We start from the raw sequence: 14,597 nt of genomic DNA on the forward strand, positions 1-14,597 counted from the left end.
GGGTTCATGCCATCCAGCGGTCGGGGCGGGCGTCGCGGCGTCCGGTGCGTGAACGTTCCGCCTGGGCCGCCAGCAGCCGGCGCGCCTCGGCGGTGTCGCGCAGCCGTGCCGTCACCGTCTTGCCGGCGCCGGTGTCCACCGACACGTTGGCCAGGCCCCGGGCCCGTTCCCACGGCCCCTGCGTCAGCCGTACGCTCTGCACCTTGGCGTGCGGCACCAGCGCCAGGCTCCGCCGCAGCAGCCCCGAACGGGCCGCGAAGACGGCGTCCGTGACGGCGAGTCCGTAGCCCCGCCACCACACCGGCACGCACCAGCGGGCGCGGCGCGGCGCCGGTGCCAGGGTCGTGGGCTGCGGCACGGTCACCCCGGGCAGCACGCGCGCGACGACGTCCTCGGCGATCTGGCGCGGGGCGACCGGCAGCAGCACGGAGTTGGACGAGCCGGCGACGTCCAGTTCCACGCGCACCCAGCCGCGCCTCCGCCACAGCAGCGGCTCCACGATCCGCACGGTCTGCACGCGCCCCGGCGGCACCGTCTCGTGGGCCCGGTCCAGCAGGCCGTGGTCGAGGCGCAGCCCGTCGGGCGACTCGCCCACGGTCCAGTCGTAGTCGGTGACGAACCGGCCCACGCTGCTCGCGCCGGCCGCGCCGAGCAGCGGCAGGGCGACCGCGAGGACCGTCCACAGGCTGTGGGTGACCAGCCACAGCACCGGCGGTACGACGAGCGCCGCGGTCAGTGATCCCCAGGTCGCGCCGGTCAGCACCAGCGACATCGCGAGCACGCCCGGCGGCACCCGCAGCAGCTGCCGGGAGGGGGCCTCGCCGACCTCGTGCGCGGTCTCGGGGGCGAATCCGGCCGCCCGGGCGAGCAGTTCGGCCCGCAGGGCCCGGGCCTCGTCGGCGCCGAGGAAGGCCAGTTCGTCCTTCTTGTCGGTGCCTATGACGTCGAGCCGGAGCTTGGCGACGCCCGCGACCCGGGCGAGCAGCGGCTGGGTGACGTCGATGGCCTGGATCCGCTCCAGGCGGATGTGGGCGCTGCGGCGGAAGACCAGGCCGGTGCGGATGCGCAGTTCGGTGCCGGTCACCGCGAAGTGGGTGAACCACCAGGAGCAGAAGCCGTAGAGGGCGGCGGCCGGGACGATCACCGCGAGGCCGATGAGCAGGGTCGTCGTGGTCAGGCGGGTCAGGTGGCGCTGCGCCCCGTCGGGGTCGTGCACGGCCCAGCCGATGACGACGGCGACCGGGGCCCAGGCCCGCCGGAGCGGGGTGACGGGGTGCAGCCGCCGCTCGATCACGTCCCCGGTCGCCTGCGCGGGCCCGGCCGGCTCGATGGGCCCGGTCGGCTCGGCCGGCCCGGTGGCTCCGGTCGGCTCGGCCGGCCCGGTGGGTCCGGCGGCCCGGGGGGTCGTCACAGCCCCGCCGATCGGGCCTCGCCCAGCTCGGTGAGCCGGTCGCGCAGCCGTTCCGCCTCGGCCGGGTCCAGACCCGGGATGGTCGCGTCGGTCGCCGCGGCGGCCGTGTGCAACTGCACGCTGGCCAGCCCGAAGTGCCGCTCCACGGGCCCGGAGGTCACCTCCACCAGCTGCATCCGCCCGTACGGCACGACCGTCTCCTCGCGCCACAGCACGCCCCGGCTGATCAGCAGGTCGTCGGCCCGCTCGGCGTACCGCCAGGACCGCCAGTTGCGCTCGATCATCACCCAGCCCCAGACCGCCAGCGCCGGCGGAGGCAGTGCGAACAGCGCCCACGCGGGCCCGGCCAGCAGTCCCGGCACGAGCCCGGCGGCCAGCGTGATCAGCCCGAGCCAGAAGACGAGCAGCAGCCGCCGCATCCTGAGCAGACCGGGTGGCAGGGCGATCCAGGTGGGCTCGGCCTTGTCGGCCGGTCCGCCGGTCCCCTCCGGTCCCGTCGGCCCGGTCGCGCTGACTGCCCCCGTCGCCCCCGCCTCGTGCGGGCTCCCCGTCTCCATGAGGTCAGGGTACGTAGGGGAGACTGTGTGCATGACTCCTACGACGGAGACCATGGTCGGAATCGGCGGCGCCGCGGAGAGCACCGACATGGTGCTCAACATCGGCCCCCAGCACCCGTCCACGCACGGCGTGCTGCGGCTGAAGCTCGTCCTGGACGGCGAGCGCATCACACACGCGGAGCCGGTGATCGGCTACATGCACCGCGGCGCGGAGAAACTGTTCGAGGCGCGCGACTACCGCCAGATCATCATGCTCGCCAACCGCCACGACTGGCTGTCGGCGTTCTCCAACGAACTGGGCGTCGTCCTCGCCGTGGAGCGGATGCTCGGCATGGAGGTCCCCGAGCGCGCGGTGTGGCTGCGCACGCTGCTCGCCGAGCTGAACCGGGTGCTCAACCACCTGATGTTCCTCGGCTCCTATCCGCTGGAGCTCGGCGGCATCACCCCGATCTTCTACGCCTTCCGGGAGCGCGAGGAGCTCCAGCACGTCATGGAGGAGCTCTCCGGCGGGCGGATGCACTACATGTTCAACCGCGTCGGCGGCCTCAAGGAGGACCTGCCGGCCGGCTGGACCGCACGCGCGCGTACCGCCGTCGCCGACGTCCGCTCCCGCATGGACCGCTTCGACGACCTGGTGCTGGGCAACGAGATCTTCCGCGGCCGCACCCGGGGCGTCGGCGTGCTGTCCCCGCAGGCCGTCCACGCCTACGGCGTCAGCGGGCCGATCGGCCGCGCCTCGGGCGTCGACTTCGACCTGCGCCGCGACGAGCCCTACCTGGCCTACGGGGACCTCCAGGACACCCTGAAGGTGGTCACCCGGCAGGAGGGCGACTGCCTCGCCCGCTTCGAGTGCCTGCTGGAGCAGACGCACAACGCGCTCGACCTGGCCGACGCCTGCCTCGACCGCCTCGCGGAGCTGCCGCCGGGGCCGGTCAACCAGCGGCTCCCGAAGGTCCTGAAGGCACCCGAGGGGCACACGTACGCCTGGACCGAGAACCCCCTCGGGATCAACGGCTACTACCTGGTCAGCAAGGGCGAGAAGACCCCGTACCGGCTCAAGCTGCGCTCCGCCTCGTACAACAACATCCAGGCGCTGACGGAGCTGCTGCCGGGGACGCTCGTCGCGGACATGGTGGCGATCCTCGGGTCGATGTTCTTCGTGGTCGGGGACATCGACAAGTAGGGGCTCACCGCGGGAGACATCGACGGGCAGGGGCTCACCGCGGGAGCGGGTCCCCGATCCCCACCGGCTGCACCAGCCACCCGAAGTCGCCGAGCCCGCCCGCCGCGGTCAGTTCGGCGGCCTCCCCGGCGCCCGCGAGGGCGCGCACGTAGGCGGCCGGGTCGGTGGACGCGAGCGTGAGCGGGGGGCGCGCGCCGGTCACGCCGAGGGCGTGCAACGCCTCGCGCTGGGGGAGCACACACCCGCCGGGAAGCGCGCAGGCGTCCAGGGCGACATGCGCCGTGATGTCGCACGAGCCGTCCGGCACGGGGGAGACCTCGCGGCCCTCGCGGAAGCCGGTGAGCGTCCCGAACGGCGGCCGGGTCCGCGCCGTGTGCGCGTAGTCCACGGCGACGGCGAGGCCCCGGCCGACCGTCGCGACCGCCGCCGCCCAGGCCTCGTCCCGGGGCAGCCCGATCTCGGCCCGCAGCCCCTCCTCGCCGGGCAGCGGCCACCACCGCTCCAGCCACCGGGCCTCCGCGCCGCCGACCGGCTCCCCGAGGCGCTCGGTCCCGTCCTCGCGCACCAGGACCCGCCGGGCCCGCCCCGCCGAGTCCACCTGCGCGACCTCCACCGGCACGTTGTCCAGCCACTCGTTGGCGAACAGCAGCCCCGTCGTCCCCGGCGGTGGCGCGGACCGCCACTCGATCCGGTGATCGAGTCCAGCGGGCCGAGCGGCGACCTCGACGGCGTACGCGCGCGTGCGGCCCGCCACCTCGGCGGGCAGTGCGGCCAGCACCCCGGCGGCCAGCTCGCCCCGCCCGGCGGCCATGTCGACGAAGTCCAGCACCGCGGGCCGGCCCAGCGCCTCGTCGACCCGGCACAGCAGCCGTGCCACGGCCCTCGCGAACAGCGGCGACGCGTGCACGGAGGTACGGAAGTGCGCGCCCGGCCCCGCCGCCCGGCGGTAGAAGCCGCGCGGCCCGTACAGCGCCTCCCGCGCCGCGTCCCGCCACCCGCGCCACTCGTCCCTCGCACCCGCAGTCACCGGGTCAGGCTATGCGGACACAACGAACGCAACTCCACCTTGCGGAGTACACGCGCCGGACGCGGATCGGTCCTCCGGTTGACCCCTGCACCTATCCGCTTCCCTACGCTGGGTTACGTGCAGCGCCTCTATGACTTCCTCCGCAGGCACCCGATGTGGGTCGACGGCTTCTGGGCCGTGGTCCTCCTCGGGATTTCGCTGGTGGGCGGAGTGGCGGGCGGCTACGGCTCCCCGGCCGCCGCCGTACCGATCACGCTGCTGCTGTGCCTGGTGATCGCCCTGCGCCGCCGGATGCCGGAGAAGATGCTGCTGCTCGCGGCGGTGGCCGGCGTGGCCCAGCTGATCACCGACGTGGAGATCGGCCCGGCCGACTTCGCCATGCTGGTGATCGTCTACTCGGTCGCCGCGGAGGGCGCCCGCTGGGCCTCCCGCTTCGCGCTGGGCGCCGGTCTGTGCGCCGCTCCCGTGGCCCATGTGCGCTGGCCGAGCGAGCAGACGGGCCTCGCGGGCAACATCGCCCTGACCGTCTTCATGACCGTGCCCTTCGCCCTGGCCTGGGTGCTCGGCGACTCCATCCGCACCCGCCGCGCCTACTTCGCGCAGCTGGAGGAGCGGGCCGCCCGCCTGGAACGGGAGCGCGAGGCGCAGTCGAAGGTGGCCGTCGCCGCCGAACGCGCCCGCATCGCGCGCGAGTTGCACGACGTCGTCGCCCACAACGTGTCGGTGATGGTGGTGCAGGCCGACGGCGCCGCCTACGTCCTGGACGCCGCGCCCGACCAGGCGAAGAAGGCCCTGGAGACCATCTCCTCCACCGGCCGCCAGGCCCTCGCCGAGATGCGCCGCCTGCTCGGCGTGCTGCGCACCGGGGAGCACCAGGAGGCCGGCGAGTACGTGCCGCAGCCCGACGTGCAGCAGATCGAGGACCTCGTCGAGCAGTGCCGCGGATCCGGGCTGCCCGTCGACTTCAAGGTCGAGGGCACCCCGCGCCCGCTGCCCAGCGGCGTCGAGCTCACCGCGTACCGCATCGTGCAGGAGGCGCTGACCAACACCCGCAAGCACGGCGGACCCAACGCCGGCGCCAGCGTGCGCCTGGTCTACTTCGACGACGGCCTCGGCCTGCTCGTCGAGGACGACGGCAAGGGCGCCCCGCACGAGCTGTACGAGGAGGGCGGGTTCGACGGCCAGGGCCACGGCCTGATCGGCATGCGGGAACGGGTCGGTATGGTCGGCGGCACGCTGGACGCCGGACCGCGCCCGGGCGGAGGATTCCGCATCAGCGCCCTGCTGCCGCTCAAACCCGCGCACTGACGTCGGCACGCGCCCTGCTGACACCTGTCACACCCCCGCCACCGCCCCGCTGTTCCCCCACCGCCACACATACGGAAGAGGCCCCGATGACGATCCGCGTGATGCTCGTCGACGACCAGGTGCTGCTGCGCACCGGGTTCCGGATGGTGCTCGCCGCCCAGCCGGACATGGAGGTCGTGGCGGAGGCGGGCGACGGCGTCGAGGCCATCCAGGCGCTGCGGACGACCGCGGTGGACGTCGTGCTGATGGACGTCCGCATGCCCAAGCTCGACGGCGTCGAGGCGACCCGCCGGATCTGCGCGGACACCGACCCGCCGAAGGTGCTCATCCTGACCACCTTCGACCTCGACGAGTACGCCTTCTCCGGGCTGAAGGCGGGTGCCTCCGGCTTCATGCTCAAGGACGTGCCGCCCGGTGAGCTGCTCGCCGCCATCCGGGCCGTGCACAGCGGGGACGCGGTCGTCGCGCCCTCCACCACCCGGCGGCTGCTGGACCGCTTCGCGCCGATGCTGCCGGGCACCCAGCAGCCCCGGCACAAGGAGCTCGAGCGGCTCACCGACCGCGAGCGCGAGGTCATGATGCTGGTCGCGCAGGGCCTGTCCAACGGCGAGATCGCGGCCCGGCTCGTGCTGTCCGAGGCGACCGTGAAGACCCACGTGGGGCGCATCCTGACCAAGCTGGGGCTGAGGGACCGGGTGCAGGTCGTGGTGCTGGCCTACGAGACCGGGCTGGTGCGGGCCGGCGGACACGGCTGATCCGGGGGCCCGGGCCCGCTACCGCAGGATGCCCTCCAGGAACTCGCTGCCCAGCCGGGCCACCACCGTCACGTCCAGCTGGTGCAGGACGTAGCGCCCGCGGCGGCGGGTGGTCACCAGGCCCGCCTTCTTCAGCACGGCCAGGTGCCGGGATATCTCCGGGGCCGTCATGCCGTGCACCTGGGCCAGCTCGCCGGTGCTGTAGGCGCTGCGGGCCAGATACCGGCACAGGCGCATGCGGACGGGGTGGGACAGCGCGGTCATGCGCAGGGCCAGCTGCTCCAGCGTGGGCGGGGCGGCGAGCTCGGGGGAGCCGACCGGGTAGTGCAGTACGGGCTGCCAGCCGTGGCGGTGCAGCACCATCAGGTGCGGCCAGCCGAGGCTCGTCGGGACGAGCAGCAGCCCGCCGTCGCCGGTGGCCGTGCGGCCGTCGCCCAGCTTGTCGACCGAGATCACGGCGGCCGGCTCGTCGAGCGTCACCGCCGGGGACACCGCGGCCAGGGCTTCGGCCAGGCCCTTGCGGCGCAGCAGGTCCGTCTTGTGCCGGGTGTCCGCCGCGAGCTGGTGGCGCAGCCGGGACCAGGCCTCCGCGAAGAACGCCTCGTCGCAGTCCTGGAGGAACTGCCGCAGCCAGCCGCGGATCCTGGGCGGGTCGGCCAGCAGCCGCTCGCTGAACCGCAGCTGCCGCGGCCCGCGCGCGGTGGCCAGGTCCAGGGCGCGGCGACGCACCTGCGGGTCGGTCAGCGCCGTGGGCGCGCACTCGCCGTAGCCGGTGGCGCAGGTGAACTCCAGCGCGGCGTCCACGAACTGCTCGTCGGACAGCTTGTCGAGCAGGTCGAGCTCCTCGGCGAGCGTGCCGCCCGGGAGCGCGGTGCGGTCCGGCAGGCCCGCGCACGGCAGGAACAGGTCGGAGAACGTCGTCCGCCACAGGAAGTCCGCCTCGCACATCCGGTCGGCCAGATGCGGGTCGAGCCGGGCGGTCACGCCCGTCACCCAGCCCTGCAGCCCCGGATGGTGCGCCGGTTCGGACAGCGCGTGCAGCGCCATGCCGAGCTCGGCCAGGGGGGAGGGGACGACGGCGATCCTCTCCGGCCGCAGCCCCGTGATGTCGATGCGCACGCTCATGACCTCATGGTGCACCCCGCCACCGACAACGCCCCGTCGATTGACGGGGGTCGTCAATCCACGCGACGACCCGCGGGGCACGGGCGCACGGTGGGAGGACCGGGGCCTTCCGCGGAGCCTTCGGACCTTCCCCTCCCGTCCCGCAGAGGCGATCAGTCATGAGCATCACGCAGCAGTACCTCCTCGACGCCCACCGCGCCCGGTCCCTGGGCGAGACCGCCCCGCCCGCGCCGGGCACGAACGAGTGGCAGGTCGTACGGGAATGGCGCGACGAACGGCACTTCCGGGCCGTCCTCGCGGGCCGCCCGGTCCGCCGCGGGCTCCGGGCGGCCCTGGCGCGGTGGCGGCGGCGCCCTACCTGACCTGCTCCGGGAGCCGGGCCACGAACTCCGCGACCGCGGCCTTCACGTCCTCGGCGGTCCACTCCAGCCCGGCCGACCGCACATGGATCTCGGTGCACGCCAGGTCCGGGCCGCGCCGGTCCCAGGCGTTGCCGAACAGGACGGCACCCGTCTCCTCGGCGGTGCGGACCGCCGTCTCCGCGAGGACGTCGGGGTCGTACGGCAGCCACACCTGGAAGTCGTGGGTGTGCGGCACCCGCGGGTACACGCGCGCCCACGGCGTCCCGGCCGCCGCGAACCCCTCGCGCAGGGCGGCGGCCACCACACGCGCGTGCGCCACGTAATGCGGGAGCCGGGGCAGCTCCCGCTCCAGCCCGATCAGCGCCGACAGGGCGGTGGGGAACTGCTGGAAGACCAGGCCGCCGTACCGGTGCCGCCAGGCCTTCGCCTCGGCGACGAGTCCGGCCGGGCCCGCGAGGGCCGCGCCGCCGAACGCCTCCAGGGACTTGTAGAACGACACGTAGACGCTGTCGGCCAGGCCCGCGATCTCCGCCAGGGGCCGGCCGAGGTGGACGGTGGACTCCCACAGCCGGGCCCCGTCGAAGTGCACCACCGCGTCCCGCTCCCGCGCGGCCGCGACGACCTCGGTCAGCTCGTCCCAGGAGGGCAGCACGAATCCGGCGTCCCTCAGGGGCAGCTCCAGCATCAGCGCGCCGAACGGCTCCTCGAAGTCCCGGACCTCCGCGGCCGTCGGCAGCCGCGGCTCGCTCGTCACACGCACCGGGCGCAGACCGCCGACCTCGCTGAACGCGTTCCGCTCGTGCACCTCCGGATGGCCGAGGGCGTGCAGGGCGACGGTCGGGTTCCCGGTGCGGCCCGCCCAGCAGCGCAGCGCCACCTGCTGGGCCATCGTGCCGGTCGGGAAGAACGCGGCGGCCTCGGTGCCGAGCAGCTCGGCGACCCTGACCTCCAGGGCCTCGACCACACCGTCGCCGTACACGTCGGACAGCTCGTCCAGGTCGTACACGTCACCCGCCGCGTCCAGCCTGGTCAGGCGCTCGCGCAGCGTCTGGTGGAAGCCGAAGCGCGCCATCACCCGGTGCGCGCCGCGGTGGGCGGCCAGCCGCCGCCTGCGGAGCTGCGCCCTGCGGTCCTCGTCCGGTACCCGATCGTCCTGTTCCGCCGTGTCAGTCACACCCCGGATCCTCCCCCGCGGGCGTGCGGCCCGGCATCCGCATTTCCCTGCGGGCCCGGTCGTCGGGTCCGTACGCACGTCGGCCGGCGCCCCGTCCACCGGAACGCACAGCCTGTGGACAACCGGACGCCGCCGGAACCGATCGCGTTAACATGACGAGAAATCGTCCGGTACCCGGAGCGGACTGGAACGGGAAGGCCGCCGTCGAGTGAACACAACCCCACAGCCAGACCCCAGGGACCGCCCCGCGCGGCTCACCGTCGGCGTCGTCGGCGCCGGCCGCGTGGGACCCGCGCTGGCCGCTTCCCTCCAGCTCGCCGGGCACCGCCCGGTCGCCGTGTCGGCGGTCTCCGACGCCTCCCGGCGCCGGGCCGCGCAGCTGCTGCCCGACGTGCCGGTGATGCCGCCCGAGGACGTCCTGCGGCGGGCCGACCTGGTGCTGCTGACCGTCCCGGACGACGCCCTGCCGAAGCTGGTCGCGGGTCTCGCCGACACCGGCTCCGTACGGCCCGGGCAGCTGCTCGTGCACACCTCCGGCCGGTACGGCGTGGGCGTGCTCGACCCCGCCCTGCGCGCGGGCGCGCTGCCGCTGGCCCTGCACCCGGCGATGACCTTCACCGGCACGCCCGTGGACGTCCAGCGCCTGGCGGGCTGCTCCTTCGGCGTCACCGCGCCCGAGGAGCTGCGCCTGGCCGCCGAGGCCCTGGTCATCGAGATGGGCGGCGAGCCGGAGTGGATCGCCGAGGAGAACCGTCCGCTCTACCACGCGGCCCTCGCCCTGGGCGCCAACCACCTGGTCACGCTCGTCGCCCAGTCCATGGAGCTGCTGAGCACCGCCGGGGTCGCCGCCCCCGACCGGATGCTCGGCCCGCTGCTCGGCGCGGCCCTGGACAACGCCCTGCGCTCCGGCGACGCGGCCCTGACCGGCCCGGTCGCGCGCGGGGACGCCGGCACGGTCGCCGCGCACGTCACCGAGCTGCGCCGGCACGCCCCGCAGACCGTCGCCGGATACCTGGCCATGGCCCGCGCCACCGCCGACCGGGCCCTGGCGCACGGCCTGCTGAAGCCGGAGCTCGCCGAGGACCTCCTCGGGGTACTCGCCGACGGCACCGACGGCAGCACCGACGGCCCCGGGAGGGACGCCCGATGACCACCACCCTGCTGCGCACCGCCGGTGAACTGCACGCACGCGCGCGTACGGGCCGCCGCGCGGTGGTGATGACCATGGGCGCCCTGCACGAGGGCCACGCCACGCTCATCCGGACCGCCCGCGGCATCGCGGGCCCCGGGGGCGAGGTCGTCGTCACCGTCTTCGTCAACCCGCTGCAGTTCGGCGCGGGTGAGGACCTCGACCGCTACCCGCGCACCCTGGACGCCGACGTCGAGCTCGCCGGGCAGTCGGGCGCCGACGTCGTGTTCGCGCCCTCCGTCGACGAGGTCTACCCGGGCGGCGAGCCCCAGGTCCGTGTCACCGCGGGTCCCATGGGCGAGCGCCTGGAGGGCGCCTCCCGTCCCGGACACTTCGACGGCATGCTCACGGTCGTCGCCAAGCTGCTGCACCTCACCCGCCCGGACGTCGCCCTGTACGGCCAGAAGGACGCCCAGCAGCTGGCCCTGATCCGCCGCATGGTGCGGGACCTGAACTTCGGCGTGGAGATCGTCGGCGTCCCCACCGTCCGCGAGGAGGACGGCCTGGCCCTGTCCAGCCGCAACCGCTACCTCTCCGACCGTGAGCGGCGCACAGCCCTGGCCCTGTCCCGGGCCCTGTTCGCGGGCCGGGACCGGCACGCCGCGCAGGAGGCGCTGCGCGCCCGGGCCCGCGAGGTGCCCGCCACCCGCGCGCGTGCCGCGGCCCTCAGCGCCCTCGGCGAGTCCCGCGCGGCGGCCGACGCGCACGCCGTGGCGACGGCCGTCCCGGGCGGCCCGGCCGCCGTCCGCGCGGCCGCCCGCCAGGTCCTCGACGAGGCCGCCCGCCTCGACCCGCCGCTCAGGCTGGACTACCTCGCCCTGGTCGACCCGTCCGACTTCACCGAGATCGGCGACGACTTCACCGGCGAGGCGGTCCTGGCCGTCGCCGCCCGGGTCGGGACGACCCGGCTGATCGACAACATCCCCCTCTCCTTCGGAACCTTCGGAGCCGCCTCGTGACCTCCACAGGCATACGACTGCACGCGCCCGCCCCCGGGTGGTCCATCGCGGCGGACGTGGTCGTCGTCGGCTCCGGCGTCGCCGGGCTGACCGCGGCCCTGCGCTGCGAGGCCGCCGGGCTGAGCACCGTGGTCGTCACCAAGGCCCGGCTCGACGACGGCTCCACCCGCTGGGCCCAGGGCGGCATCGCCGCTGCCCTCGGCGAGGGCGACACCCCCGAGCAGCACCTCGACGACACCCTGGTCGCCGGCGCGGGCCTGTGCGACGAGGAGGCGGTGCGCATCCTCGTCACCGAGGGCCCCGACGCCGTACGCCGCCTCATCGAAACCGGCGCCCGGTTCGACGAGTCCTCCGGCGGCGGACTCGAACTCACCCGCGAGGGCGGCCACCACCGTCGCCGCATCGCCCACGCGGGCGGTGACGCCACCGGCGCCGAGATCTCCCGCGCCCTGGTCGAGGCGGTCCGCGCGCGCGGCATGCGCACCGTCGAGAACGCGCTCGTGCTGGACCTCCTCACCGACGCCGAGGGCCGCACGGCCGGTGTCAGCCTGCACGTCATGGGGGAGGGCCAGCACGACGGCGTCGGGGCGGTCCACGCCCCCGCCGTGGTCCTCGCCACCGGCGGCATGGGCCAGGTCTTCTCCGCCACGACCAACCCCGCGGTCTCGACCGGCGACGGCGTGGCCCTGGCCCTGCGGGCGGGCGCCGAGGTCAGCGACCTGGAGTTCGTCCAGTTCCACCCGACCGTGCTGTTCCTCGGCCCGGACGCGGAGGGCCAGCAGCCCCTGGTCTCCGAGGCGGTACGCGGCGAGGGCGCCCACCTCGTGGACGCCGACGGCGTGCGCTTCATGGTCGGACAGCACGAACTCGCCGAACTCGCCCCCCGGGACATCGTCGCCAAGGGCATCATGCGCCGCATGCAGGAGCGGGACGCCGAGCACATGTTCCTCGACGCCCGCCACTTCGGCGCCGAGATGTGGGAGCACCGCTTCCCGACGATCCTGGCCGCCTGCCGCGCCCACGGCATCGACCCGGTCACCGAGCCCGTCCCGGTCGCCCCGGCCGCCCACTACGCCTCCGGCGGCGTCCGCACCGACTCCCGCGGCCGCACGACCGTCCCCGGCCTGTACGCGTGCGGCGAGGTCGCCTGCACCGGCGTGCACGGCGCCAACCGCCTGGCCTCCAACTCCCTCCTCGAAGGGCTCGTCTACGCCGAGCGCATCGCGGCCGACATCGCGGCGACGGGCCTGCGCGCGCGTGTGCCGCAGCCGCTGCCCCACCCCGAGATCCCCGAGCACCCCCTGCAGACCGCCGAGGCCCGCTTCACCATCCAGCGGATCATGACCCGCGGAGCGGGCGTCCTGCGCTCGGCGGAGTCGCTCACCAAGGCCGCCGACCAGCTCCAGCGCCTGCACACGGACGCCCGGGAGGCCCTCGCCGAGAACGGCAAGACGGCCGAGCCCGGCACCGAGACCTGGGAGGCCACCAACCTGCTGTGCGTGGCCCGCGTCCTGGTCGCCGCCGCCCGGCTGCGCGAGGAGACCCGGGGCTGCCACTGGCGCGAGGACCACCCCGAGCGCGACGACGAGGCCTGGCGCCGCCACATCGTCGTACGCCTGAACCCCGACCGGAGCCTGGCCGTGCACACCACGGACACGACAGACTTCCCCGCGACCTTCCCGCCCCCCGCCCTCCAGGAGCAGTGACCGACGTGACCACCCCCGAGCTTCCCCTCGCCTCCTCCGGAGGCTGCGGCGACGGCTGCGCCTGCGGCGCCGGCGACGAGACGTACCTGGAGAGCGGCCTCGACCCCGCCCTCGCCCAGTTGCTGGCCGACGCCGGCCTCGACCCCGTCGAGGTCGAGGACATCGCCAACGTGGCCCTCCAGGAGGACCTGGCCCACGGCGTGGACGTGACCACGGTCGCGACCATCCCCGAGGACGCGGTCGCCACCGCCGACTTCACCGCCCGCGAGGCGGGCGTCGTGGCCGGCCTGCGCGTCGCCGAGGCGGTCGTCTCGGTCGTCTGCGAAGAGGAACTCGAGATCGAGCGCCACGCGGAGGACGGCGACCGCGTCGAGGCCGGCCAGAAGCTCCTCTCCATCACCACCCGCACCCGCGACCTGCTCACCGCCGAGCGCAGCGCGCTGAACATCCTGTGCCGCCTGTCGGGCGTCGCGACGGCCACGCGCGCGTGGGCGGACGTCCTGGAGGGCACCAAGGCCCGGGTCCGCGACACCCGCAAGACCACCCCCGGCCTGCGCAGCCTGGAGAAGTACGCGGTCCGCTGCGGCGGCGGCGTCAACCACCGCATGTCCCTCTCGGACGCGGCCCTCGTCAAGGACAACCACGTGGTCGCCGCGGGCGGCGTCGCCCAGGCCTTCCAGGCGGTCCGCGAGCGCTTCCCCGACGTCCCCATCGAGGTCGAGGTCGACACCCTGCACCAGCTCCGCGAGGTCCTGGACGCCGGCGCCGACCTGATCCTGCTGGACAACTTCACGCCGGCGGAGTGCGCGGAGGCCGTCGCCCTCGTCCAGGGCCGCGCCGCCCTGGAGGCCTCCGGCCGCCTCACCCTGGACAACGCCAAGGCCTACGCCGACACCGGCGTCGACTACCTGGCCGTCGGGGCCCTCACCCACTCCTCGCCGATCCTGGACATCGGCCTGGACCTGCGGCCGGCGGAGTAGGGGAGCGGGTACGGGCCATGCTGCTGACGATCGACGTAGGAAACACCCACACGGTCCTGGGCCTGTTCGACGGCGAGGAGATCGTCGAACACTGGCGCATCTCCACGGACGCGCGCCGCACCGCCGACGAACTGGCGGTCCTGCTGCAGGGCCTGATGGGCATGCACCCGCTGCTCGGCGACGAACTGGGCGACGGCATCGACGGCATCGCCATCTGCGCGACCGTCCCCTCGGTCCTGCACGAGCTCCGCGAGGTGACACGCCGCTACTACGGTGACGTGCCCGCCATCCTCGTCGAACCGGGCGTCAAGACCGGCGTGCCGATCCTCATGGACAACCCCAAGGAGGTCGGCGCGGACCGCATCATCAACGCGGTCGCGGCCGTCGAGCTCTACGGCGGCCCCGCGATCGTCGTCGACTTCGGCACGGCGACGACGTTCGACGCGGTCAGCGCGCGCGGCGAGTACGTCGGCGGCGTCATCGCCCCCGGCATCGAGATCTCCGTCGAGGCCCTCGGCGTCCGCGGCGCCCAGCTCCGCAAGATCGAGGTGGCCCGCCCCCGCAGCGTGATCGGCAAGAACACGGTGGAGGCGATGCAGTCCGGCATCATCTACGGCTTCGCCGGCCAAGTCGACGGGGTCGTCAACCGGGTGGCCCGCGAGCTGGCGGAGGACCCGGACGACGTCACCGTCATCGCCACGGGCGGGCTCGCGCCGATGGTCCTCGGCGAGTCGTCGGTCATCGACGAACACGAGCCGTGGCTGACCCTGATCGGGCTGCGCCTGGTGTACGAGCGGAACGTGTCGCGCATGTGAGCCGTGCCGGGGCGCGGGGCCGGGTGGGCCCGCCCCCAGGCGGAGC

14 protein-coding genes are annotated in these 14,597 nt (G+C 74.5%); 9 read left to right on the forward strand and 5 right to left on the reverse strand.

Annotation, left to right across the window (positions count from 1 at the left end):
* Positions 1-4: 4 nt before the first annotated feature.
* A complete protein-coding gene (locus tag RIN80_RS22390) occupies positions 5-1,330 on the reverse strand; it encodes a PH domain-containing protein (RefSeq protein WP_309097439.1) in 1,326 nt (441 codons plus the stop codon).
* A gap of 77 nt (positions 1,331-1,407) precedes the next feature.
* Entirely contained in the window at positions 1,408-1,968 is a 561-nt protein-coding gene (locus RIN80_RS22395; protein ID WP_375141773.1) for a PH domain-containing protein, read from the reverse strand.
* Between the two features lie 31 nt (positions 1,969-1,999).
* On the opposite strand from RIN80_RS22395, the gene RIN80_RS22400 reads away from it, so the two are divergent.
* A complete protein-coding gene (locus tag RIN80_RS22400) occupies positions 2,000-3,151 on the forward strand; it encodes an NADH-quinone oxidoreductase subunit D (protein ID WP_309097428.1) in 1,152 nt (383 codons plus the stop codon).
* A gap of 34 nt (positions 3,152-3,185) precedes the next feature.
* Here RIN80_RS22400 and RIN80_RS22405 read toward each other — a convergent pair whose 3' ends face one another.
* Positions 3,186-4,178, reverse strand: a complete 993-nt coding sequence (locus tag RIN80_RS22405) for an SAM-dependent methyltransferase (protein ID WP_309097429.1) — start codon at positions 4,176-4,178, stop codon at positions 3,186-3,188.
* 117 nt (positions 4,179-4,295) lie between these two features.
* On the opposite strand from RIN80_RS22405, the gene RIN80_RS22410 reads away from it, so the two are divergent.
* Positions 4,296-5,486, forward strand: coding sequence for a sensor histidine kinase (locus tag RIN80_RS22410; RefSeq protein WP_309097430.1), 1,191 nt, complete (start codon positions 4,296-4,298; stop codon positions 5,484-5,486).
* 86 nt (positions 5,487-5,572) lie between these two features.
* On the forward strand, positions 5,573-6,241 hold the full coding sequence (locus RIN80_RS22415) for a response regulator transcription factor (RefSeq protein ID WP_309097431.1): 669 nt from the start codon (positions 5,573-5,575) through the stop codon (positions 6,239-6,241).
* A gap of 18 nt (positions 6,242-6,259) precedes the next feature.
* On the opposite strand, the gene RIN80_RS22420 is transcribed toward RIN80_RS22415, so the two are convergent.
* Positions 6,260-7,366 (reverse strand): DUF5937 family protein, encoded by a 1,107-nt coding sequence (locus RIN80_RS22420; RefSeq protein WP_309097432.1) that lies wholly within the window; start codon positions 7,364-7,366, stop codon positions 6,260-6,262.
* Positions 7,367-7,524: 158 nt separating this feature from the next.
* Here RIN80_RS22420 and RIN80_RS22425 point away from each other — a divergent pair, with 158 nt between their 5' ends.
* Positions 7,525-7,728 carry a hypothetical protein gene (locus tag RIN80_RS22425; RefSeq protein ID WP_309097433.1) on the forward strand — a complete coding sequence of 68 codons (204 nt, stop codon included), beginning with the start codon at positions 7,525-7,527 and terminating at the stop codon, positions 7,726-7,728.
* Here the strand turns inward: RIN80_RS22425 and RIN80_RS22430 are convergent.
* Positions 7,721-8,902: a beta-eliminating lyase-related protein gene (locus RIN80_RS22430; protein WP_309097434.1), complete on the reverse strand. Its 1,182-nt coding sequence runs from the start codon at positions 8,900-8,902 to the stop codon at positions 7,721-7,723. The genes RIN80_RS22425 and RIN80_RS22430 overlap by 8 nt on opposite strands.
* A gap of 208 nt (positions 8,903-9,110) precedes the next feature.
* Here RIN80_RS22430 and RIN80_RS22435 point away from each other — a divergent pair, with 208 nt between their 5' ends.
* The 5 genes from RIN80_RS22435 to RIN80_RS22455 are packed head-to-tail and all read left to right on the forward strand — an operon-like array spanning position 9,111 to position 14,551.
* The gene (locus tag RIN80_RS22435; RefSeq protein ID WP_309097435.1) at positions 9,111-10,052 is read left to right on the forward strand and encodes a DUF2520 domain-containing protein; all 942 of its coding nucleotides are present in this window, start codon (positions 9,111-9,113) and stop codon (positions 10,050-10,052) included.
* The gene (gene panC, locus RIN80_RS22440; RefSeq protein ID WP_309097436.1) at positions 10,049-11,050 is read left to right on the forward strand and encodes a pantoate--beta-alanine ligase; all 1,002 of its coding nucleotides are present in this window, start codon (positions 10,049-10,051) and stop codon (positions 11,048-11,050) included. The genes RIN80_RS22435 and panC overlap by 4 nt, the downstream gene beginning before the upstream one ends.
* A complete protein-coding gene (locus tag RIN80_RS22445) occupies positions 11,047-12,756 on the forward strand; it encodes an L-aspartate oxidase (protein ID WP_309097437.1) in 1,710 nt (569 codons plus the stop codon). The genes panC and RIN80_RS22445 overlap by 4 nt, the downstream gene beginning before the upstream one ends.
* 5 nt (positions 12,757-12,761) lie before the next feature.
* Positions 12,762-13,736 carry a carboxylating nicotinate-nucleotide diphosphorylase gene (gene nadC / locus RIN80_RS22450; RefSeq protein WP_309097438.1) on the forward strand — a complete coding sequence of 325 codons (975 nt, stop codon included), beginning with the start codon at positions 12,762-12,764 and terminating at the stop codon, positions 13,734-13,736.
* Positions 13,737-13,753: 17 nt separating this feature from the next.
* Positions 13,754-14,551, forward strand: coding sequence for a type III pantothenate kinase (locus RIN80_RS22455; protein WP_094057038.1), 798 nt, complete (start codon positions 13,754-13,756; stop codon positions 14,549-14,551).
* The last annotated feature ends 46 nt before the right edge of the window (positions 14,552-14,597 follow it).

The sequence above is a fragment of the Streptomyces sp. genome (genome assembly GCF_031181705.1).
GTDB lineage: Bacteria > Actinomycetota > Actinomycetes > Streptomycetales > Streptomycetaceae > Streptomyces.

Excerpts from the sequence above, each read along its gene's own strand:
- RIN80_RS22425 (WP_309097433.1), top strand. The coding sequence starts at position 7,525 with ATGAGCATCACGCAGCAGTACCTCCTCGACGCCCACCGCGCCCGGTCC.
- RIN80_RS22395 (WP_375141773.1), bottom strand. The coding sequence starts at position 1,968 with ATGGAGACGGGGAGCCCGCACGAGGCGGGGGCGACGGGGGCAGTCAGC.
- panC (WP_309097436.1), top strand. The coding sequence starts at position 10,049 with ATGACCACCACCCTGCTGCGCACCGCCGGTGAACTGCACGCACGCGCG.
- RIN80_RS22420 (WP_309097432.1), bottom strand. The coding sequence starts at position 7,366 with ATGAGCGTGCGCATCGACATCACGGGGCTGCGGCCGGAGAGGATCGCC.
- RIN80_RS22400 (WP_309097428.1), top strand. The coding sequence starts at position 2,000 with ATGACTCCTACGACGGAGACCATGGTCGGAATCGGCGGCGCCGCGGAG.
- RIN80_RS22455 (WP_094057038.1), top strand. The coding sequence starts at position 13,754 with ATGCTGCTGACGATCGACGTAGGAAACACCCACACGGTCCTGGGCCTG.
- RIN80_RS22415 (WP_309097431.1), top strand. The coding sequence starts at position 5,573 with ATGACGATCCGCGTGATGCTCGTCGACGACCAGGTGCTGCTGCGCACC.